Origin of the sequence: Aurantiacibacter luteus (genome assembly GCF_001010945.1) — a bacterium.
GTDB classification, from domain to species: domain Bacteria; phylum Pseudomonadota; class Alphaproteobacteria; order Sphingomonadales; family Sphingomonadaceae; genus Alteraurantiacibacter; species Alteraurantiacibacter luteus.
The window spans coordinates 759213-780359 of record NZ_LBHB01000002.1 but is presented as its reverse complement, the minus strand read 5'-3'; the positions used below and the strand labels follow the sequence as shown (position 1 = coordinate 780359).

Here is a 21147-nt window from a genome sequence, read left to right as displayed (position 1 = left end):
CACTTAACTCCTGCCTCGAAATCATACGCTTGGCTTTTTCTTTGCCGTTGACGCAACCTCTTGCGTCCTGCAGCGTATAGGCCAAGTCATCCCATCGGGTGACCGTCGCGAAGGGGATCGCGGCGCCAAGGGGCTTGCCGTATTCTTCCGTGCCATAGCACCGGATTGCCCTTTGCGTGCGCCTTCCTCTTATTTGCGAACCGATAAAGGTTCATAGAGAGGAACAGGATATGAGGACTTCCCAGATTACCAGGCTTTCCGCGCTGCTCGTCGGCGTTGCGGGTGCCGCCATCGCTGTCCCCGCCGCTGCCCAGGAAATTCCGGGTGATACCGGGTACGAATGTGTGCTTACCGAAGATGGAACCACGTTGACCGTCGCCAACGCAACCGCTGCCGGCGAAGATGCCCTGGCTTGCGGCGAAGATGCCAACGCCAATGGCCCGTCGACCACTGCCGTTGGCGGAGAAGCCAACGCCACCGGTGCCGGCACGACCGCCATCGGCTGGCAATCGGCCGCGACTGCGGAGCGCGCGCAGGCCTTCGGTCACCTTGCGACGGCTCAGGGTATTCGCTCGCTCGCCGTGGGCGAAAATGCCGATGCGCAGACCGATTTCTCCACCGCCATCGGCAACGAAAGCATTGCCAACGGCATCGACGCGCTGAGCATCGGCGATACCGCCCGCGCTACCGGCAATTCGACCACCGCAGTAGGCGGCGAGAGCATTGCCACCGGCCCGGGAGCAACTGCCTTCGGCTGGCGCGCAATGGCCAATGCCGAACGTGCCACCGCGCTTGGCCACCTTGCCGTCGCAGGCGGTATCCGTTCAGTTGCCGTCGGTGAAGACGCGGACGCAGCAGGCTTCCAGGCCATCGCCGTCGGCAACAATGCTGCGGCCAACGGTGCGGTAAGCGTCGCAATCGGCGGCGATAACGATGGCAACGGCACCGGTGCCTCGGCCGGTGCGGGCGCCGTCGCCGTGGGTGCAGACGCCACGGCCAGCGGTCGCCTGGCGAATGCCATCGGCGTCAATTCGGTTGCGCAGGGCGAGCAGTCGAACGCCATCGGCTTCACAGCGCAGGCGCTGGGCACCAATTCGATTGCCATCGGCAACTCAGCGTTTGCCGACGGCGGCGATGCCATCGCCATCGGCGGCAACCGCGATGCGGCGACCGGCGGTCTCGCCACTCGCGCTATCGGTGCCTCGACCACGGCGGTCGGCGGCCAGGCGCTGGCGCAGGGCCCGGGAGCGACCGCCTATGGCTGGCGCTCGGTTGCCGACGCCGAACGCGCTACGGCGCTCGGCCACCTCGCCGATGCGGGCGGCATCCGCTCTCTCGCTGTAGGTGAAGCCGCCAACGCAGCGGGCTTCCAGTCGATCGCAATGGGCAACCAGTCGTCGGCCATCGGCGCCGTTAGCGTCGCCATCGGCGGCGACAACGATGGCAACGGCGTGGGTGCCACGGCCGGCGCGGGTGCTATTGCGTTGGGCGCTGATGCCACAGCCAACGGCCGTCTCGGCATCGCCGTCGGCACCAATTCTGTTGCCGCTGGCGAGACGTCGGTGGCGATGGGCTACAACGCCCAGGCCAACGGGCTGAACTCGGTCGCCATCGGCAACGGTGCGGTCGCGGCCAATGCCGGGCAGGTGGTGATCGCCGGTCTCGGCACCAGCACCGCATCGCAGACCGGCACGGTCTTCGTGGTGACCACCGATAACAACGGCACCCTTGGCCGCACCAGCTCGCTCGCCACCGCGACACAGCTGGCCGCGACCAACACCGCCGTTGCCGCCAACACCAATGCCATCAACGTCCAGTCGGGCCTGATCGCGGCGAACACCCAGGGCATCGCGGCCAACACCGCCGCCATCGGGCAGCTGCAGGGCCAGACCGCGACGCTGTTCGACCTCGCTTCCGCCAGCGCCAATGGCGTTCGCGCGGCGAACGAGGGTGTGGCGATGGCGCTGTCGATGGAATCGCCGGTGCTCATGCCCAGCAACAGCTTCGGCGTGGCCGGCGGCTTCGGCTACTACAACGACCGCGTCGCCGGTTCGGCCAGCGTCGCTGCCCGCATCAGCGACAGCGCCTACCTGACGGCCGGCGTCGGCATCGGTTTCGACCAGGGCGAGGTTGGCGCGCGCGCCGGTTTCCAGGCTGCTTGGTAAGCCAATCGGCAAGAATGCCATTGCTCCCTCGTGGAGCCTAAAGAAGAAGGGGGTCGGAACTTCGGTTTCGGCCCCCTTTTTTCCGTCCACCCTCCAGACCAAGCCCGTGATCGTACCGCGGAAGACCGCCCCAGTAAGGACGAAAATTCGCTAGCTTATCCGGTCATAGGGCCCGTTGAATGAGAACCGGGTGCGTCCCTGCGCCCATGTGCCGGGACTCTCGCCGAGCGCCCCGATCGCGCGCTCCCGCCAACAGGCTACGGAATGGCGCATGTCGATTCGCCGACCCCCGACACGGAGTGATCCTTGCGTCAGATTGTATGCTATACTAACAATTTGCGAGACGGGAGAATGGACACTTGGCCGACACGGCATCGCAGGTCGATGGCGACACCGGGATCGGTGCCCTAGGCGACATTGTCGGTTTTCATATCCGGCTCGCACACGGTGCGGTGTACCGCCATTTTACCGAGACCTTTGCCGACCTCGGCCTGACTCAAAAGCAGGTTAGCGTTCTGTGGCTGGCCGACGATCACCCGGGTATTGCACAGATCGAGGTCGGGCGCAGGATCAGGATGGACCGCGCCACGACGATGACCATCATCAATCGGCTGCAGGACCGCGACCTGATGCGGCGCGAGCGTTCAGATAGCGACGGACGCAAGCAGGCACTGCATCTGACCGCAGCCGGCGTGGCAGCGCTGGCGCAGGCAAAGAATGCGATCGCTGCGCACGAAAGCTGGCTCAAGAGCCGCTTCACCGACGACGAGGTGGAGAAACTGGTGGAAATGCTGACCCGGATTCACGAATAGTCGGCGCACGAGGGAAGAGGACAAAGTCAAAATGGCAGCACCGGCAGGGGGCGCGAACCCCATCAGCGTCGTCAACGACAGCCCGATGAACGCGCGGCAATGGATCGTCGTCGTGCTGATGGTGGTGCTGAACGCGCTCGACGGGTTCGACGTGCTCTCCAGCGCCTTTGCCGCGCCGGGCATTACCGCCGAATGGAATATCGAGCGCGCGGCGCTCGGCATCGTGCTGTCGGCAGAGCTTGTCGGAATGGGCTTCGGCTCGGTGCTGCTGGGCGGCGCGGCGGACAAGTTCGGTCGCAAGAACACCATGCTCGCCTGCCTCGTGTTCATGGCGGCGGGCATGTGGATGGCCGGCCACGCGCAGGGTGTCACCTCGATGGTGGCGTTCCGCTTCATCACCGGCATCGGCATCGGCGGAATGCTCGCAGCCACCAACGCCGTCACCGCCGAGAGCACCAACGTGCGCTGGCGCAAGACCGCCATCGCCGCCTACGTCGCGGGCTATCCGCTCGGTGCGATCATCGGCGGCGTGGCGGCGTCGGAATGGCTGCTCCCCACCTTCGGATGGCGCGGCATCTTCGATTTTGGCGCCATCGTCACCGCGGCGCTGATCCCGGTCGTCTGGCTGCTGGTGCCCGAGACCGCCGCCTACCGCGCCAGCAAGGGCGATCTGGCGGGCGTGAACAAGACGCTTGCCGCTTTTGGCAAGGCGCCGATCGACGGCCTGCCGCCGGTCCCCGCCGCGGGCAAGCCGAAGGTGACGGACATCCTGTCCAACCCGCGCCTGCGGCCCGTCACGCTGCTGCTGGCCTTCGGCTACATGTTCCACACCATCACCTTCTATTACATCCTGAAGTTCGCGGTGCAGATCGTCTCCGACTACCCGCCCGGCTACCCGCCGCCCGTCGCCGCGACGGTTCTGACCTGGGCGAACGTCGGCGGTTTCACCGGCAGCCTGCTGTTCGGCTTCGTGATGCAGCGCTTCGGGGTGAAATGGCCGACCGCGCTGATGCTGCTGATCGGCTCGGTGGCGGTCGCCTCGTTCGGCCTCGGCCGTGACACCATCGGCGCCTGGCAGTGGGCGACGATCCTGACGGGCTTCTTCACCAATGCCGCCATCAGCGGCTACTACGCCGCCTTCGCGCGCGGCTTCCCGGCCTATGCCCGAGCCACGGGCACCGGCTTCGTGCTCGGCATCGGTCGCCTCGGCGCGGCGGGCAGTCCGATCATCGCCGGCGCGCTGTTCCAGGCGCTAGGGAACGACCAGCTGTTCGTCGTCTCGTGCATCATGGCGCTGGGCTCGCTCGCCTCGCTGGTCTGCTTCCTCATGCTGCCCGAGCGCGAGGGTGACGACCTCGTCGCCGAAGGCAGCCACGATCCCGTAACTGTTCCCGCTGGAGAACCCGTCCGATGAAAACCCGTGCCGCCGTCGCCTTCGAAGCCAAGCAACCGCTCGAGATCGTGGAGGTCGACCTCGACGGTCCGCGCGAGGGCGAGGTGCTGGTCGAGATCATGGCGACGGGCATCTGCCACACCGACGCCTACACGCTCGACGGGTTCGATTCGGAGGGCATCTTCCCCAGCATCCTCGGCCACGAGGGTGCTGGCGTGGTGCGCGAGGTCGGCCCGGGTGTCACGTCCGTGAAGGAAGGCGACCACGTCATCCCGCTCTACACCCCCGAGTGCGGCAAGTGCAAAACCTGCCTTTCGGGCAAGAGCAACCTGTGCACCGCCATCCGCGCGACGCAGGGCAAGGGGCTGATGCCCGATGGCACCACGCGCTTTTCCTACAAGGGCCAGCCGATCTTCCACTACATGGGCTGCTCCACCTTCTCGAACTTCACCGTCCTGCCGGAAATCGCCGTGGCGAAGATCCGCGAGGACGCGCCATTCAAGACCAGCTGCTATATCGGCTGCGGGGTGACGACGGGCGTGGGTGCAGTGACCAAGACCGCGCAGGTGCAGCCGGGCGACAACGTGGTGGTCTTCGGCCTTGGCGGCATCGGCCTCAACGTCATCCAGGGCGCGAAGCTGGCGGGCGCGAACGTGATCCTCGGCATCGACCTCAACCCGGAACGCGAAGAATGGGGCCGCCAGTTCGGCATGACGCACTTCCTCAACACCAGTGGCATGAGCCGCGAGGAGACGGTGGCCAAGGTGGTCGAGCTGACCGACGGGGGGGCCGACTACAGCTTCGATGCCACCGGCAACACCGAGGTCATGCGCACCGCGCTCGAATGCTGCCACCGCGGCTGGGGTACCAGCATCATCATCGGCGTGGCCGAGGCGGGCAAGGAGATCGCCACGCGCCCCTTCCAGCTGGTGACGGGCCGCAACTGGCGCGGCACGGCCTTCGGCGGCGCCAAGGGGCGGACGGACGTGCCCAAGATCGTCGACATGTACATGGACGGCCTCATCCAGATCGACCCGATGATCACCCACGTCCTCAGCCTCGAGGAGATCAACAAGGGCTTCGACCTCATGCACGCGGGCGAGAGCATCCGCAGCGTGGTAGTTTACTGAGGCGAATTGTCTCTTTCATAAATCCGAATTTTTCGGCTATGTGATGAAAATAGGAGGAACCGCGGGCCGATCCGCGTGACAGGAGAGACGTCGCCATGCTCAACCACGCCTTTCTCGGCACCAACGACATCGAGAAATCGCGCAGCTTCTACGATGCGACGATGGGCGCGCTTGGCCATGCCGGGCACCCGTTGCCGCATGGCACCGTCTATCGCAGCGACGAGAGTTCTTTCATCGTCGCCAAGCCCGCGGACGGGCAGGCGGCCAACGTCGGCAACGGCGGGACGATGGGCTTCAAGGCCAAGAGCTATGCCGAGGTCGATGCCTGGCACGCGGCGGGTCTCGCCAATGGCGGCACCGACGAAGGCGCGCCGGGCGTGCGACCCAAGAGCCCCGGCAGGATGTACGGTGCCTACCTGCGCGATCCGGACGGCCACAAGATCTGCGCCTTTGCGCCGAACGACGGGAGCGAATGATGTTCAGCCACGTCATGCTCGGCACCAACGATCTCGACCGTGCCAAGGCGTTCTACGACAAGGTGCTGGGCGTACTCGGCGCGCGCGAGGGATCGATCAACGTCGGCAAGGGCGGCCACCACCGCGTCTTTTACATGCACGGGCAGAACATCTTCATCCTGACCCAGCCGATCAATGACGAGCCGGCTGACTGTGCCAACGGCATGACCATCGGCTTCGCCTGCGCTTCGCCCGAACAGGTCAAGGAACTGCACGATGTGGCCGTCGCCAACGGCGGCCAGTCGATCGAGGATCCGCCGGGCCTTCGCGACGGCGGCGCGCTCGGCCCGCTGCACCTCAGCTATTTCCGCGACCTCGACGGTCACAAGATCTGCGCGCTGCACAGGCCCGCGGCGTGAGCGGCATGTTTACCCACGTCGTCGTCGGCACCAACGATCCCGAAGCCTCGGCCCGCTTTTACGACGCCACCTTCGGCGCGCTGGGCATTGCCGGCGGGCGCTCGGGCAGCAGCGCCTACTACGGCGGCTACGACGGGGGCTTCTTCTCGGTCGGGCCGCCGCGTGACGGCGAGGCGGCGACCCATGCGAACGGCGGCACCATAGGGCTGAGCGCGAAAACCCAATCCGAGGTGGACGCATGGCACGCGGCGGGCATCGCCAACGGCGGCAGCGACGAAGGCGCGCCCGGCCGCCGCGACATGGGGCCGAACAAGCTTTACGGCGCGTACCTGCGCGATCCGTGCGGCAACAAGATTTGCGCCTTTACCACCAACGTGGACGACTGATGTGACCCTCGAAAAACTTTCCGAAAGCTTGTGCCACGGCGGCAGTCAGCAAGTCTGGCGGCATCAAAGCAGCGCGACCGGCACGCCGATGACGTTCGCCGTGTTCCGGCCCGAACACCGCACGACCGAGAAGCTGCCCGTGCTCTGGTGGCTGTCCGGCCTCACCTGCACGCACGAGAACGCGATGATCAAGTGCGAGTATAAGGCCGCCTGCGCCGAGCATGGGATCGTATTCATCTGCCCCGACACCAGCCCGCGCGGCGAAGACGTGCCGGACGACGAAGCATACGACTTCGGCAAGGGCGCGGGCTTCTATGTGAACGCTACGCAGGAGCCCTGGGCCCGCAATTTCCAGATGCGGACCTATATCGAGGACGAACTGCCGCAGGTCGTGGCCGGAGCCTTCGATGTGGACATGGACCGGCAGGGCATCTCAGGCCACTCGATGGGCGGCCACGGCGCCCTGACGGTCAGCTTGCGCAACCCCGGCCGCTTCCGCTCGACCAGCGCCTTTGCGCCTATCGTCAGCCCGCTGAACTGCCCGTGGGGCGACAAGGCGCTGACCGGATATCTGGGCGATAATCGCGACACCTGGCGCCAATACGACAGCGTCGCCCTGATCGAGGACGGCGCGCGTCTGCCAGAAGTGCTGATCGACCAGGGCCGCGCCGACGAGTGGCTCGAGCCGCAGCTGAAAACCCACCTCTTCGCCGACGCCTGCCGCCGTGCCGGCATGGAGCCGACCATCCGCATGCAGGAGGGCTACGACCATTCCTACTTCTTCGTCTCGACCTTCATCGCCGACCATGTCGCATGGCACGCCGAGAGGCTGAAGGCGTGAGCGACAAGAGCGAGACCATCGGCGAGATCGTTGCCCGCCACCATAATCGCGAGGGCGCGCTGCTGCCGATCCTGCACGACGTGCAGGCCGCGTTCGGCTGCGTCGATGCGGAGAGCGAGGCGCTGGTTGCCAGGGGCATCAACTGGAGCCGCGCCGACGTTCACGGCGTCGTCAGCTTCTACCACGACTTCCGGCAGGAGGCCGAACCGCGCCCCGTGGTGCAGATTTGCCGTGCCGAGGCCTGCAAGGCGCGCGGGGTCGAGGCGCTGATCGATGCCGCGCACCGGGCCGCGGGCGAGCGGGTGAAGATCGAGACCGTCTATTGCCTCGGCCTATGTAGCGCCGGCCCCGCCGCGCGCACGGGCGACGACCTGCACGTGCGGCTCGACGAGGGCAGCGTGGCCCGTCTGGTGGAAAGCGCATGACCCTCGTTCGCATCTCCGACGACGCCCTCGCCCGCGCGGCCGGGGCCGATGCCCTCGCCGAGGCATTCAGGCGCAAAGGCTGCGAGGTCCACCGCGTGTCGAGCTGGGGCCTTCACTGGCTCGAACCGCTGGTGGAGATCGAGGGACAGGGTTTCGGTCCGGCGACCCTCGATGACGTCGATGCCATCCTTGGCGGCGACAGCGGCAAGAGCGTGGGCGCGATCGCCGACCACCCGTTCCTCGCGGGCCAGATCCGCTACACCTTTGCACGCGCCGGCAAGACCCGTCCGCTCAGCCTCGAGGACTACGCGGCGACCGGCGGCTGGGCGGGCTTGCAGCGCGCGCGGCAGATCGGCCCTGAAGCCATCGTCGAGGAGGTCACCCACTCCGGCCTGCGCGGCCGCGGCGGGGCGGGTTTCCCGACCGGCATCAAGTGGGATACCGTCCGCAAGGCTCCCGGCGAGCGCAAGTACATCGTCTGCAACGCCGACGAGGGCGATTCCGGCACCTTTGCCGACCGGATGCTGATGGAGGGCGATCCCTTCGCGCTGATCGAGGGCATGGCCATCGCCGGCGAGGCCGTGGGCGCGCAGCAGGGCTACATCTACGTCCGCAGCGAATATCCCGACGCCATCCGTAAGCTGGAAGCCGCGCTGGACCTCTGCGCCGACGTCATCGCGCCGTTCCGGTGCGAGGTGCGCGTGGGCGCGGGCGCCTACGTCTGCGGCGAGGAAACCAGCCTGCTCAACAGCCTCGAGGGCAAGCGCGGCGAGGTCCGCGCCAAGCCGCCGCTGCCCGCGCTCGAAGGCTTTCTCGGGCGGCCCACGGTGGTAAACAACGTCCTCAGCCTCGCCGCCGTGCCGCACATCCTCGCCGACGGAGGCGCGACAGCCTACAAGGACGCAGGCTTCGGCCGCTCGCGCGGGACCATGCCGATTCAGCTTGCGGGCAACATCAGGCACGGCGGGCTCTACGAGATCGGCTTCGGCGTGACGCTCGGCCAGCTCGTCAACGACATCGGCGGCGGCACCGCCAGCGGTCGCCCGGTCAAGGCGGTGCAGGTGGGCGGACCGCTCGGCGCCTATGTCCACCCCGACCAGTTCGACATCGCCTTCGACTACGAGACCTTCACCGCTGCCGACGCCCTCATCGGCCACGGCGGCATCACGGTATTCGACGACAGTGCCGACATGGGCGAAATGGCGCGCTTCGCCATGGAGTTCTGCGCCGCCGAAAGCTGCGGAAAGTGCACCCCCTGCCGCATCGGCGCGGTGCGCGGACTGGAGATCATCGACCGCATCCGCGCGGGCGGCCGGGAGCGCGACAAGGTCGAGCAGCTCGGCGTCATGCACAATGCCCCCAAGGCCGCCCCGCGCGACGCGGCGGACGAGATCGCGCTGCTGACCGACCTGTGCGAGACGATGAAGTTCGGCTCGCTCTGCGCGCTCGGCGGCTTCACACCCTACCCGGTGATGAGCGCGCTGCGCCATTGGCCCGGCGATTTTGTCGAGGACGCGAGTACGGTCAAAATGGTGCTGCGCGAAAAGGTCGGCGGGTGATCCTCGGCGCCGTCCTCGCCGGGGGCCAGTCGAGCCGCTTCGGCAGCGACAAGGCGCTGGCCGAGCTGGGCGGCGAAACCCTGCTGGAGCGCGCCGTCGCCAGTCTCTCGCGCTGGTGCGACCGCGTCGTCGTCGTCGGCCGCGAGCAAGCCCCCGCCCCCACCCTGCCCGACTGGCCCGCGCCCGGCATGGGGCCGCTCGGCGGGATCGCCGCCGCGCTGCGCCATGCCGAGGCCGAGGGGTTCGCCAGCGTGCTCACCTGCGGCGTCGACAGCGCGCGCCTGCCGCAAGACCTGCCGGACCTGCTTTCGCCCGCCCCGGCATTTCTTGAATCGCAGCCCGTTATCGGGCATTGGAAAAACGACGCGGCATCGTGTGTCTCGGCGATCCTCCAGAGTGAAGGACGCCACTCGATGCTGGCTTTCGCAAGGGCCGCCAGGGCGCGCGCCGTGAAAGCCTCCACCGCGCCTGCGAACATCAATACGCCCGCGGATCTCGCGGAGCTGGAGCAGACCCATGGGATATGAACCCGCGCCCGATTTCGGCACGCCCGCCTCCACCGCGAAGGAGCAGGTGACGCTCACCATCGACGGGCGCGCCGTCACCGTGCCCGCGGGCACCAGCGTGATGCGCGCGGCGGCGGAAGCGGGCGGCTCCATCCCCAAGCTCTGCGCCACCGACAACGTGAAAAGCTTCGGCTCCTGCCGCCTGTGCCTCGTCGAGATCGAGGGTGCGCGCGGAACGCCCGCCAGCTGCACCACGCCGGTTGGCGAGGGCATGGTCGTGAAGACCCAGACCCCGCGGCTCGAGAAACTGCGCAAGGGGGTGATGGAGCTCTACATCTCCGACCATCCGCTCGACTGTCTGACCTGCAGCGCCAACGGCGATTGCGAGTTGCAGGACCAGGCCGCCGCCGTGGGCCTGCGCGATGTGCGCTACGGCTACGAAAACGCGAACCACCTCGCTCAGCCGACCGACAATTCGAACCCCTATTTCCACTACGACCCGTCGAAGTGCATCGTATGCAGCCGCTGCGTGCGCGCCTGCGCCGAGGTGCAGGGCACCTTTGCGCTGACCATCGACGGGCGCGGGTTCGCCAGCATGGTCAGCGCAGGGCAGAAGGAGGACGATTTCCTCTCCAGCGAATGCGTTTCGTGCGGCGCCTGCGTGCAGGCCTGCCCCACCGCCACCTTGCAGGAAAAGAGCGTGAAGGAAATCGGCCTGCCAGAGCGTGCCGTCGTCACCACCTGCGCCTATTGCGGCGTCGGCTGCACCTTCCGCGCCGAGATGCGCGGCGAACAGCTTGTCCGCATGGTCCCGTACAAGGACGGCAAGGCCAACCGCGGCCACAGCTGCGTCAAGGGCCGCTTCGCCTACGGCTACGCCAACCACCAGGACCGCATCACCTCGCCCATGATCCGCGACTCCATCCACGATCCGTGGCGCGAGGTCAGCTGGGAGGAAGCGCTCGGCTTCGCGGCGAGCAAGGTGCAGGCGATCAAGGCCGAACACGGGGCCATGGCGCTCGGCGGCATCACCTCCAGCCGCTGTACCAACGAGGAGACCTTCCTCGTCCAGAAGCTGATCCGCAGCGTGTTCGGCGCCAACAACGTCGATACCTGCGCGCGGGTGTGCCACTCGCCCACCGGCTACGGCCTGAAGACGACATTCGGCACCAGCGCGGGCACGCAGGACTTCGACAGCGTGATGCAGACCGACGTCGCGCTGGTGATCGGGGCCAACCCGACCGATGGCCACCCGGTCTTCGCCAGCCGCCTGAAGAAGCGCCTGCGCGAGGGTGCCAAGCTCATCGTCATCGATCCGCGCCGCATCGATCTCGTGCGCACCCCGCACGTCGAAGCGAGCTACCACCTGCCGCTGCAACCCGGCACCAACGTCGCCGTGCTGACCGCCATGGCGCACGTCATCGTCACCGAGGGACTGGTCGACCGCGCCTACATCGAGGAGCGGTGCGAGATCGACGCCTACGAGGACTGGGCGCGCTTCGTTTCCGACGAGCGGCATTCGCCCGAGGTGCTGGAGGCCGTCACCCGCGTGCCCGCGGCAGACCTGCGCGAAGCGGCGCGGCTCTACGCCACGGGCGGCAATGCGGCGATCTACTACGGCCTCGGCGTGACGGAGCACTCGCAGGGGTCGAGCACGGTCATGGCCATCGCCAACCTCGCCATGTGCACCGGCAACGTCGGGCGGCCGGGCGTCGGCGTAAATCCCCTGCGCGGCCAGAACAACGTGCAGGGCGCCTGCGACATGGGCAGCTTCCCGCACGAGCTGCCGGGATATCGCCACCTCTCTGACGGGGAGACGCGGGCGCTGTTCGAAAAGGACTGGGGCGTCAGCCTCGATCCCAACCCGGGCCTGCGCATCAACAACATGCTCGATGCCGCGGTCGACGGCACGTTCAAGGCGATCTACATCCAGGGCGAGGACATCCTGCAGTCCGATCCCAACACCCGGCACGTGGCCGATGGCCTCGCGGCGATGGACTGCGTGATCGTGCACGACCTCTTCCTGAACGAGACCGCCAACTACGCGCACGTCTTCCTGCCGGGGAGCACGTTCCTCGAAAAGAACGGCACATTCACCAATGCCGAGCGCCGGATCCAGCCGGTGCGCAAGGTGATGGAGCCGGCCAACGGAATGGAGGACTGGCAGGTCACGCAGTCGCTCGCCAACGCGCTGGGGGCAGAATGGAGCTACACCCACCCAAGCGAAATCCTCGACGAGATCGCCCGCCTGACGGGCAGCTTCGCCGGCGTATCGTGGGACATGCTGCAGAAGCGCGGCAGCGTGCAGTGGCCGGTGAACGAGAAGTACCCCGACGGCTCGCCGGTGATGCACATGAACGGCTTCGTGCGCGGCAAGGGGCTGTTCGTGGTCACCGATTACGTGCCGACGGACGAGAAGACCGGTCCGCGCTTCCCGCTGCTGCTGACCACCGGGCGCATCCTTTCCCAGTACAACGTCGGCGCGCAGACGCGCCGCACGGCGAATACCGTCTGGCACCCCGAAGACCTGCTGGAGATGCACCCGGTCGATGCCGAGAACCGCGGCCTCAAGGACGGCGACTGGGCGCGCCTCGCCAGCCGCACGGGGGAGACGACGCTGCGGGTGACGGTCACCGACCGCGTGGCGCCGGGCGTGGTCTACACCACTTTTCATCACCCGGCGACGCAGGCGAACGTGGTCACCACCGACTATTCCGACTGGGCCACCAACTGCCCCGAATACAAGGTGACCGCGGTGCAGGTCAGCCCCAGCAACGGGCCGACCGACTGGCAGGAGACCTACGAGAGTTGGTCCGAGAAATCGCGCCGCATCGCGCCCGAGCCTATGGAGCCAGCCGAGTGAAGGACACCCACGCCGCGCTGGTCCGCATGGCCAACCAGATCGCCAGGAACTTCGTCGCCATCGGCCACGACAGGGCGGTGCTGGCGACGGCGGACCACATCGACAGCTTCTGGGATCCGCGCATGAAGGCGGGCATCTTTGCGGGCGACCGCTCCAGCCTCGACCCCATCGCCGCCGCCGCGATCGATCACCTGCAGCAACACGGCGACCCCGGCCCGCAGACCCGCGCCACGGAATTCGCCAAGAAGGGCGACCTGCACAATTCGGATGCGGGGTGAACCACACCCGCTCGCCCTGAGCTTGTCGAAGGGTCGTCTTTTCTTGCATGTCGCGGGCCGAAGGGAAGCAATCCTTCGACAAGCTCGGGATGAGCGGAGTGGGTGATGGCCGAGACTGTGCAACATTCCTTTGACGGCACCACTCTCCCCGTCGAGCGTCAGTGGGTGCCCGAAGTCCCCGTGGCGCTGGAATTCAACGGGCTCAGCTACGCCGTGATGATGGCGACGCCCGCCGACCTCGAGGATTTCGCCCGCGGCTTCGCGCTGACCGAGGGACTGGCGCAGCAGCCTTCCGATGTGACCGACATCGCCGTTGCCGAGGTCGAGAAGGGCTGGATCGTGCGCGCCACCCTTACCGGGCTCGGCATCGACAAGCTGACCGAGCGCGTGCGCACCCGCGTGGCGGAAAGCTCGTGCGGGCTGTGCGGAATAGAGAACCTCGAGGCGGTCATGCGCGCCCTGCCCTCCGTCCCGGCGCACGACCCGCTCGAGCCCGCCGCGCTGTTCGCCGCGCTCGCCGCCCTGCGCGATCACCAGCCGCTCACCCGCGACACCGGCGCCGCCCACGCCGCCGCATTCTGCACGCCCGACGGCACGATCCTCCACGCGCGCGAGGACGTGGGGCGGCACAATGCGATGGACAAGCTGGTCGGCGCGCTCGCCGCAGCCGGCACCGATCCAGCGAGCGGCTTCATCCTCTCCAGCGCGCGCTGCTCCTACGAGATTGTCGAAAAGGCCGTGCGCGCGGGCGCCACACGGCTCGTCACCATCTCGCTCCCCACCTCGATGGCCGCCGAGCGCGCCCGCGCCGCCGGGCTGACGCTGTGGTGCCTCGCCCGCGGGGATTCGGCGCTCTGCGTGAACGATGCGGCGTCGCCCGGCTAGCATCCGCACGGCTCGTCCCGGCGCGGCAACCAATTGTCAGGAATATCGGCGCACACCGGGACACCGACCCGATTTGATGCGATGAGGTTCACATGGACAGCACCATCGCCGCCTGGCTGCCGCTCGGCTTGCTGGAAAGCCTTGCCGCCACCCCGTGGGGCCCGTTCGTGCTGCCCGTGCTGATCGCCATGCTGACCGCCGGCTTCACCGGGTTCTCGGTGCCCGGAACGCTCGCGCCGATGTCGTTCATTTCCGGCCTGCTGCTGGGCATCGGAGGCATTCTCGCGGTCGCGCTGGGCGTGCTCGTCGGCAGCCACCTGCTGTTCCTCGCCTCGCGCCGCTGGCTGGCCGAACGGATGCAGGCGCGCTTCGGCGAGCGTCTGAGCGGGGTCAGTGAGCATCTCGGGCGCAAGGGATCGATCTATGTCGCCGTCGCCCGGCTGACCGGCGTGCCGCATATCGTGGTGACGGCAGGCTGCGCGGCAACGCCGATCACCGCGCGCGCGTTTCTGACGGCCAGCCTTCTCGGAATGCTGCCCGCGATCACGCTGGCGCACATGGCGGGCCAGGCGCTCTAGTCGCGCCTCACGCGAAACACGGCGTGCTCGGCACGCCAGTTGGCGTTCGTCCCGCCGATCTCGCGCCCGCCGGCGAAGAACCAGCTGCCCTCGATCCGCACGCCCATCTCGGCCGCCAGTTCTTCGAAATCGGTGATCGTCAGGTGGTGAATGTTCGGCGTTTCGTACCAACTGACCGGCAAGTGCCGCACCACGGGCATCCGCCCCCCCAGCAGCAGCGCCAGCCGCATGCGCCAGTAGGCGAAGTTCGGGAAGCTGACGAAAGCCGTCTGGCCGATCCGCAGAAGCTGGCGCAACAGCGCGTCGGGCCGGCGGGCGGTCTGCAGCGTCTGGCTGAGAATGGCGATGTCGAAGGCAGCGTCGGGATAATCGACCAGGTCGCGGTCGGCATCGCCCTGCACAACGGAGAGGCCGCGCGCGACCGCCTGCTCGACCGCGTCGCCGTCGATCTCCATGCCACGCGCATCGCAGCCCTTGGCATCGCGCAATTCGGCCATCAGCGCCCCGTCGCCGCAGCCGACATCGAGCACGCGCACGCCGCGCGGCACCTCGGCGGCAATCTTGGCGAGATCGGGGCGCAATTCACTCATCGATAGACGTCCGGGAAGTGGCGCTCCATCGCGCGCTCGGGGTGGGCGAGCGGCTGCCAGCCGAGGCTAGCATAGAGGCTCTGCGCGTCGAGCGTGAACAGCGACCAGCGCCTGAGGCCTTGCAAGTCGGCATGGTCGTGCAGCGCCTGTACCATCGCCTTAGACAGCCCCCTGCCGCGGTGATCCTCCAGCACGTAGACGTCGGCGAGGTAGGCAAAGGTCGCGCGGTCGGTGACCACCCGCGCCAGTGCCACCTGCGCATCCTCGTGCCACACGGCGACCGCAAGGCTGTTGGCGAGTGCCCGCTCCACCGTCGCCAGCGGGATGCCCGCCGACCAGTAGCTGCGTGTGAGATAGGCGTGCGCCGCGACGGCATCGATGCGCTCGAAGGTCAGTTCGTATCCAGCGGGCAGCGCGTTCATCCGACGAAACCCCGCACCACGCGGTCGAGCGCAGGCACGTCGAGCAGGAAGCTGTCGTGGCCGTAGGGCGCGGAAAGCTCCACGAAGCTGACCGGCGCGGCGACGGCGTTCAGCGCGTGGACGACCTCGCGCATGTCGGCGGTGGTGTAGAGCCAGTCGGTATCGAAGCTGACGAGGCAGAAGCGCACGTCGCGTGCCGCGACAAAGGCATCGGCGAGGCGGCCTCCGGCCTCCTCCGCGAGATCGAAGTAGTCCATCGCGCGAGTGATGTAGAGGTAACTGTTGGCATCGAAGCGGTCGGTAAAACTGATGCCCTGGTGGCGCAGGTAGCTTTCCACCTGGAAATCGGCGTCGAAACCGAAGCTCTTGGCGTCACGGTCCTGCAAGCGCCGCCCGAACTTCTCGGTCAGCCCGGCCTCCGAGAGGTAGGTGATATGCGCCGCCATGCGCGCGACGGCGAGGCCCTTTTCCGGTCCCTTGCCGCCCTCTCCCTGTCCCTCGTAATAGTCGCCGCCGTTCCATGCCGGATCGGCCATGATCGCCTGCCGCCCGACCTCGTGAAAAGCGATGTTCTGCGCGCTGTGCCGCGCGGTGGTGGCGATGGCGAGGACGCGGCGCGTGCGCTGCGGCCAGTTGGCGGCGAAGCTCAGCGCCTGCATCCCGCCCATCGAACCGCCGACGACCGCGTGCAGCGTGTCGATCCCCAGCACGTCCAGCAGCGCCGCCTGCGCGCGCACCATGTCGCGCACGGTGATGACGGGAAAACGCATGGCGTATGGCTCGCCTTCGGGCCCCTGCGTGGCGGGTCCGGTCGAGCCCATGCAACTGCCGAGCACGTTGGCGCAGACGACGAAGTAGCGGTCGGTATCGACGGGCCGGCCCGGACCCACCATGCGCTCCCACCAGCCGGGCTTTCCGGTGACGGGATGCTCGCTCGCCACGAACTGGTCGCCGGTCAGCGCGTGGAAGACCAGCACGGCGTTGTCGCGCGCCTCGTTAAGTTCGCCATAGGTCTCGTAGGCCATGACGACGCCCGCCAGTTCGCGCCCACTGTCGAGCGGCAAAGGCTGCGGCAGCAGGGCCGAGCGGAAGGTGATTGCGTCGCGCTTGGTCATCGGGTGTGCGGCATAGGGGCGAAAAGGCGATTGGGCGAGGCGCTGCCCCCTGTCAATCGCGCCCGCCACCCGCTATGCGCCGCCCCCATGAGCGACACCCGGCCCGAGATGAAACCCTACGTCGCGGCGATCCACGCCTATGTCCCCGGCAGGAGCGCGGGCAAGGACGGCAAGCCGCTGGTCAAGCTCTCGGCCAACGAGAACCCGCTCGGCACCAGCCCCGCCGCGTTGGCCGCGCGCGAGGCCGCGCCCGCGCCGCATCGCTACCCCGATCCGGACTCGACGAGCCTTCGCGCCACCATCGGCAAGGTCCACGGCCTGGATCCGGCGCTAGTGGTCTGCGGCACGGGCTCGGACGAGCTCCTGAACCTCGCCGCGCAAGGCTTTGCCGGGCCGGGCGACGAGGTGCTGTTCAGCCGCTACAGCTTCGCCGTCTACGACATCGCCGCACGGCGCTGCGGGGCGACGCCTGTCGAAGTTCCGGACAAGGACTACGCCGCCGACGTCGATGCCCTGCTGGCCGCCGTCAGTGAGCGCACGCGCGTCGCCTTCCTCGCCAATCCGAACAACCCGACCGGCACCTACCTGCCCGCCGCCGAGGTGGCGCGGCTGCACGCGGGACTGCCTGCGAACGTGCTCTTCGTGCTCGACCAGGCCTATGCGGAATACCTGCCCGATGGCGAGGACGACGGCGGGCTGGCGCTGGCTGCAGCCAACGAGAACGTGCTCGTCACCCGCACCTTTTCCAAGATCCACGGCCTCGCGGGCGAGCGGATCGGCTGGGCCACCGGCGCGCCGCACCTGGTCGATGCACTCAACCGCATCCGCGGCCCTTTCAACGTGACGCTGGCGGGGCAGGCGGCGGCAGAGGCGGCGCTAGGCGACGCGGATTTCGTGCGCGCCAGCCGCGACCATAACGCGAAGGAACGCGCCCGTTTCGTTGCCGCCGTAGAGGCGCTGGGCAACCACGGCCTGCGCGCCGTGCCGAGCGAGGCGAACTTCGTCATGGTGCTGTTCGAGGGCGCGGTGAGTGCCGAGGCCGCGCTCGCCGCCATCGCCGATGCCGGCTACGCCGTGCGCCACCTGCCGGGCCAGGGCCTCGGCCACGCGCTTCGCATCACCGTGGGCACGGCCGAGCAGATGGATGCCATCGCCGCCGCCCTGCGCGCCCTGTGCGAGAGCGCCCAGTGAGCTTCGAGCGCGTCGCCGTGATCGGGCTCGGCCTGCTCGGCGGCTCGATCGGGCTTGCGGTGCAGAAGCACCTGCCCCGCGTCCGCACCATCGGCTTCGATGCCGACGCCGGTGTGCGCGAGCGGGCACGGGAGCGGGGCCTCGTGCACGAGGTGCTGGACGATCCTGTCGAGGCCGTACGCCAGGCCGACCTCGTCGTGCTCTGCGTGCCGGTGGGTGCCATGCGGCTGGCCGCCGCCGCCGTGGCGCCCGGCCTTTCCGCAGACGTGGTGGTGAGCGACGTGGGCTCGGCCAAGCAGCGGGTCTCGCGCGCGCTGGCCGAGACCCTGCCCGGCCATACCGTCATCCCCGCACATCCCGTCGCGGGCACGGAGCGCAGCGGGCCGGACGCGGGCTTCGCCAGCCTGTTCGCCGCGCGCTGGTGCATCCTCACTCCGCCCGATGGCGCGCCCGAGGACAAGGTCGCCGCGCTCACCGCGTTCTGGCAGGCGCTCGGCAGCACGGTGGAGGTGATGGACGCGGGCCACCACGACATGGTGCTCGCCGTCACCAGCCACATCCCCCACCTCGTCGCCTATACCATCGTCGGCACGGCCAGCGATCTCGAGGAGGTCACCCGCAGCGAGGTCATAAAGTATTCCGCCGGCGGCTTTCGCGACTTCACCCGCATCGCCGCCAGCGACCCGACCATGTGGCGCGACGTGTTCCTGCACAACAAGGACGCGGTGCTGGAGATGATGGATCGCTTCATGGGCGACCTCGAAGCCATGCGCAGCGCCATCCGCGCCGAGGACGGCGAGGCCATGTTCGACCTCTTCACTCGCACCCGTGCGATCCGCCGGGGCATCGTCGAGCAGGGACAGGACGACGCGCGGCCCGACTTCGGGCGCGCCGATCACGGAAAGGACACGGCATGAGCGAACACGTCATCGTCAAAGAGGAGGGCGGCGTCCTGTCGCTGAGGCTCAATCGCGCGGACAAGAAGAACGCGCTGACCGACGCCATGTACGGCGCGCTGGTCGAGGCGATGGAGCGGGCCGAAGGCGATGCCGCGGTGCGCGTCGTCACCATCACCGGCGAGGGCGCGGATTTTTGCGCGGGCAACGACATCGGCGATTTCCTCGCCGCGGGGGACCGGGTGCAGGAGGCCAACGTCTTCCGCTTCATCCGCCTGCTCGGCACCTTCGGCAAGCCGCTCGTCGCGGGTGTGCGAGGCCGCGCGGTCGGTATCGGCACCACCATGCTGCTGCACTGCGACTATGTCGTGGCGGCGGACGACGCCAGGCTGACGACGCCGTTCGCCGCGCTCGGGCTGGTGCCCGAAGCCGCCTCCAGCGTGCTGCTACCCGCCCGCGTGGGCCATGCCCGCGCGTTCGCCATGCTGGCGCTGGGCGAAGCCATGGGGGCGGAGGAAGCCTTGCGGCTCGGCCTCGTCAACCGGCAGGTCGCGGCGGGCGAGCTGGACGAGGCAGTGGCCGAGGCCGCCAGCCGCATCGCCGCGCTGCCGCCCGGCGCGATCCAGGCGACCAAGGCGCTGATGCGCGATCCCGCCATGCTCGGCGCGGTCATGCAGGCGGAGGGCAAGGTGTTCGGCGAGCGGCTCAAGAGCGAGGAAGCGCGCGAGGCGTTCACCGCCTTCATGCAGAAGCGCGCGCCCGACTTCTCGCGCTTCTAGCCGCCGAGGTCGCTCCCGCGCGACCAGGCGATCAGGCGCGGGCGAAAGTCCTGCTTCACGTTGCCGTGCCGGTCCAGCGTGCGGCAATGCACGGCCACCGCAGCGCGGCCCGGGCGCGAGCGCGAGGGCACGATGTCCTCGATCCTCGCCTCGACATGCAGCACGTCGCCCGGGCGCGTCGGCTCGGGCCACGACAGTTCGCCGCCCGCGCCGATCACGCCGCGCGCGAAGGGCAGCGCCTCGACCATCAGCCGCATCGTGATCGCCGCGGTGTGCCAGCCGCTCGCCGCGAGGCCGCCGAAGAAGCTGTCCTTCGCCGCCTCCGGATCGGTGTGAAAGGACTGAGGGTCGAACTGGCTGGCGTAGGCGACGATCTCTGCCTCCGTCATCGCGTGCTCGCCGCTGGTGAAGCTGTCGCCGACCTTCAGGTCGTCGAGCCAAAGAGCCTCGCTCACTCGGCGGCCTCGGCGTGGCCTTCCAGGTCGAGCTCGATGCCCGCGAGGTAACGCTCGGCGTCGAGCGCGGCCATGCAGCCCGTGCCCGCCGCCGTCACCGCCTGGCGATAGACGTGGTCCATCACGTCGCCGCAGGCGAACACGCCGGGCACTGCCGTCTTGGGCGTGCCGGGCTCGACGACGAGGTAGCCGCTATCGTCGGTTTCCAGCTTGCCCTTGAACAGCTCGGTCGCGGGTGCGTGGCCGATGGCGACGAAGGCCCCGTCCGCCGCAATGGTGCTGGCCTCGCCGGTGACGGTGTCGACAAGTTCGAGATGCGAGAGCTTGCCGTCCTCGCCTGCCACGAACCGCTCGACGGCCTTGTTCCACAGCGGCGTGATCTTCGGATGGTTGAACAGGCGCGTCTGCAGGATCTTCTCCGCGCGCAGCTCGTCGCGGCGGTGGATCAGGGTCACGTCGTCGGAATGGTTGGTGAGGTAGAGCGCCTCTTCCACCGCGGTGTTGCCGCCGCCGATCACCACCACCTTCTTGCCGCGATAGAAGAACCCGTCGCAGGTGGCACAGGCGGAAACGCCCTTGCCGCCCAGCTCTGCCTCGCCCGGCACGCCCAGCCACTTGGCCTGCGCCCCGGTGGAGATGACGAGCACGTCGCCCACGTATTCGTCGCCGCTATCGCCCTTCGCGCGGAACGGCCCGCCGCCCGCGATGTCGACATCGACGATGGTGTCCCAGATCATCCGCGTGCCGACGTGTTCCGCCTGCTTCGTCATCTGCTCCATCAGCCAGGGGCCCTGGATGACGTCGGCGAAGCCGGGATAGTTCTCGACATCGGTGGTGATGGTCAGCTGCCCTCCGGGCTGCAGGCCCTGCACCACGATCGGCTCCATCCCCGCGCGCGCGCCGTAGATCGCGGCGGAGAGGCCCGCAGGGCCGGAGCCGATGATGAGCATGCGGGTTTTGTGGACGGTCATGGCAGGCGCTTTCGTCGAAGGGAGAGCCAACGA

General features: G+C 68.1%; 23 protein-coding genes. 18 read left to right on the top strand and 5 right to left on the bottom strand.

The window, feature by feature from the left end; translation table 11 throughout:
* Positions 1–230 precede the first annotated feature (230 nt).
* The 15 genes from AAW00_RS10300 to AAW00_RS10230 all read left to right on the top strand — a co-directional run bounded on the left by AAW00_RS10300 (position 231) and on the right by AAW00_RS10230 (position 14695).
* A complete protein-coding gene (locus AAW00_RS10300) occupies positions 231–2165 on the top strand; it encodes a hypothetical protein (protein WP_052761871.1) in 1935 nt (644 codons plus the stop codon).
* A gap of 359 nt (positions 2166–2524) precedes the next feature.
* Entirely contained in the window at positions 2525–2977 is a 453-nt protein-coding gene (locus AAW00_RS10295) for a Saro_0803 family transcriptional regulator (protein ID WP_047004229.1), read from the top strand.
* 31 nt (positions 2978–3008) lie between these two features.
* Positions 3009–4391, top strand: coding sequence for an MFS transporter (locus AAW00_RS10290; RefSeq protein ID WP_156170033.1), 1383 nt, complete (start codon positions 3009–3011; stop codon positions 4389–4391).
* Positions 4388–5500, top strand: coding sequence for an S-(hydroxymethyl)glutathione dehydrogenase/class III alcohol dehydrogenase (locus AAW00_RS10285; RefSeq protein ID WP_047004228.1), 1113 nt, complete (start codon positions 4388–4390; stop codon positions 5498–5500). The genes AAW00_RS10290 and AAW00_RS10285 overlap by 4 nt, the downstream gene beginning before the upstream one ends.
* A 95-nt stretch (positions 5501–5595) precedes the next feature.
* Entirely contained in the window at positions 5596–5976 is a 381-nt protein-coding gene (locus tag AAW00_RS10280; RefSeq protein ID WP_047004227.1) for a VOC family protein, read from the top strand.
* Positions 5976–6374 (top strand): VOC family protein, encoded by a 399-nt coding sequence (locus AAW00_RS10275; protein WP_047004576.1) that lies wholly within the window; start codon positions 5976–5978, stop codon positions 6372–6374. Before AAW00_RS10280 ends, AAW00_RS10275 begins: the two co-directional genes overlap by 1 nt.
* 5 nt (positions 6375–6379) lie before the next feature.
* Complete coding sequence (locus AAW00_RS10270; protein WP_047004226.1) at positions 6380–6760, top strand: VOC family protein; 381 nt, start codon at positions 6380–6382, stop codon at positions 6758–6760.
* A 1-nt stretch (position 6761) separates the two neighbouring features.
* The gene (gene fghA / locus AAW00_RS10265; RefSeq protein WP_047004225.1) at positions 6762–7601 is read left to right on the top strand and encodes an S-formylglutathione hydrolase; all 840 of its coding nucleotides are present in this window, start codon (positions 6762–6764) and stop codon (positions 7599–7601) included.
* Positions 7598–8026 (top strand): NAD(P)H-dependent oxidoreductase subunit E, encoded by a 429-nt coding sequence (locus tag AAW00_RS10260; RefSeq protein ID WP_241461691.1) that lies wholly within the window; start codon positions 7598–7600, stop codon positions 8024–8026. Before fghA ends, AAW00_RS10260 begins: the two co-directional genes overlap by 4 nt.
* Complete coding sequence (locus tag AAW00_RS10255; protein WP_047004223.1) at positions 8023–9585, top strand: NADH-ubiquinone oxidoreductase-F iron-sulfur binding region domain-containing protein; 1563 nt, start codon at positions 8023–8025, stop codon at positions 9583–9585. The genes AAW00_RS10260 and AAW00_RS10255 overlap by 4 nt, the downstream gene beginning before the upstream one ends.
* Positions 9582–10112 (top strand): molybdenum cofactor guanylyltransferase, encoded by a 531-nt coding sequence (gene mobA, locus AAW00_RS10250; RefSeq protein ID WP_047004222.1) that lies wholly within the window; start codon positions 9582–9584, stop codon positions 10110–10112. Before AAW00_RS10255 ends, mobA begins: the two co-directional genes overlap by 4 nt.
* Complete coding sequence (gene fdhF, locus AAW00_RS10245; protein WP_047004221.1) at positions 10102–12954, top strand: formate dehydrogenase subunit alpha; 2853 nt, start codon at positions 10102–10104, stop codon at positions 12952–12954. The genes mobA and fdhF overlap by 11 nt, the downstream gene beginning before the upstream one ends.
* Positions 12951–13232, top strand: coding sequence for a formate dehydrogenase subunit delta (locus AAW00_RS10240; RefSeq protein ID WP_241461690.1), 282 nt, complete (start codon positions 12951–12953; stop codon positions 13230–13232). The genes fdhF and AAW00_RS10240 overlap by 4 nt, the downstream gene beginning before the upstream one ends.
* 105 nt (positions 13233–13337) lie before the next feature.
* Complete coding sequence (gene fdhD / locus AAW00_RS10235) at positions 13338–14117, top strand: formate dehydrogenase accessory sulfurtransferase FdhD (protein ID WP_047004220.1); 780 nt, start codon at positions 13338–13340, stop codon at positions 14115–14117.
* Between the two features lie 92 nt (positions 14118–14209).
* Positions 14210–14695: a VTT domain-containing protein gene (locus AAW00_RS10230; RefSeq protein WP_047004219.1), complete on the top strand. Its 486-nt coding sequence runs from the start codon at positions 14210–14212 to the stop codon at positions 14693–14695.
* Here AAW00_RS10230 and metW read toward each other — a convergent pair.
* The 3 genes from metW to metX are packed head-to-tail and all read right to left on the bottom strand — an operon-like array spanning position 14692 to position 16822.
* Complete coding sequence (metW, locus tag AAW00_RS10225) at positions 14692–15285, bottom strand: methionine biosynthesis protein MetW (RefSeq protein WP_047004218.1); 594 nt, start codon at positions 15283–15285, stop codon at positions 14692–14694. The two genes, AAW00_RS10230 and metW, sit on opposite strands and share 4 nt — an antisense overlap.
* Positions 15282–15707: a GNAT family N-acetyltransferase gene (locus AAW00_RS10220; protein WP_047004217.1), complete on the bottom strand. Its 426-nt coding sequence runs from the start codon at positions 15705–15707 to the stop codon at positions 15282–15284. The genes metW and AAW00_RS10220 overlap by 4 nt, the downstream gene beginning before the upstream one ends.
* Positions 15704–16822: a homoserine O-acetyltransferase MetX gene (metX, locus tag AAW00_RS10215; RefSeq protein WP_047004216.1), complete on the bottom strand. Its 1119-nt coding sequence runs from the start codon at positions 16820–16822 to the stop codon at positions 15704–15706. Before metX ends, AAW00_RS10220 begins: the two co-directional genes overlap by 4 nt.
* An 87-nt stretch (positions 16823–16909) precedes the next feature.
* On the opposite strand from metX, the gene hisC reads away from it, so the two are divergent.
* The 3 genes from hisC to AAW00_RS10200 are packed head-to-tail and all read left to right on the top strand — an operon-like array spanning position 16910 to position 19688.
* Positions 16910–18013, top strand: a complete 1104-nt coding sequence (gene hisC, locus AAW00_RS10210) for a histidinol-phosphate transaminase (protein ID WP_047004215.1) — start codon at positions 16910–16912, stop codon at positions 18011–18013.
* Positions 18010–18930 carry a prephenate/arogenate dehydrogenase family protein gene (locus AAW00_RS10205; RefSeq protein ID WP_047004214.1) on the top strand — a complete coding sequence of 307 codons (921 nt, stop codon included), beginning with the start codon at positions 18010–18012 and terminating at the stop codon, positions 18928–18930. Before hisC ends, AAW00_RS10205 begins: the two co-directional genes overlap by 4 nt.
* Positions 18927–19688, top strand: coding sequence for an enoyl-CoA hydratase (locus tag AAW00_RS10200; protein WP_047004213.1), 762 nt, complete (start codon positions 18927–18929; stop codon positions 19686–19688). The genes AAW00_RS10205 and AAW00_RS10200 overlap by 4 nt, the downstream gene beginning before the upstream one ends.
* Here the strand turns inward: AAW00_RS10200 and AAW00_RS10195 are convergent.
* A complete protein-coding gene (locus AAW00_RS10195; protein ID WP_047004212.1) occupies positions 19685–20143 on the bottom strand; it encodes a MaoC family dehydratase in 459 nt (152 codons plus the stop codon). The two genes, AAW00_RS10200 and AAW00_RS10195, sit on opposite strands and share 4 nt — an antisense overlap.
* A complete protein-coding gene (gene trxB / locus AAW00_RS10190; protein WP_047004211.1) occupies positions 20140–21114 on the bottom strand; it encodes a thioredoxin-disulfide reductase in 975 nt (324 codons plus the stop codon). The genes AAW00_RS10195 and trxB overlap by 4 nt, the downstream gene beginning before the upstream one ends.
* Positions 21115–21147 lie beyond the last annotated feature (33 nt).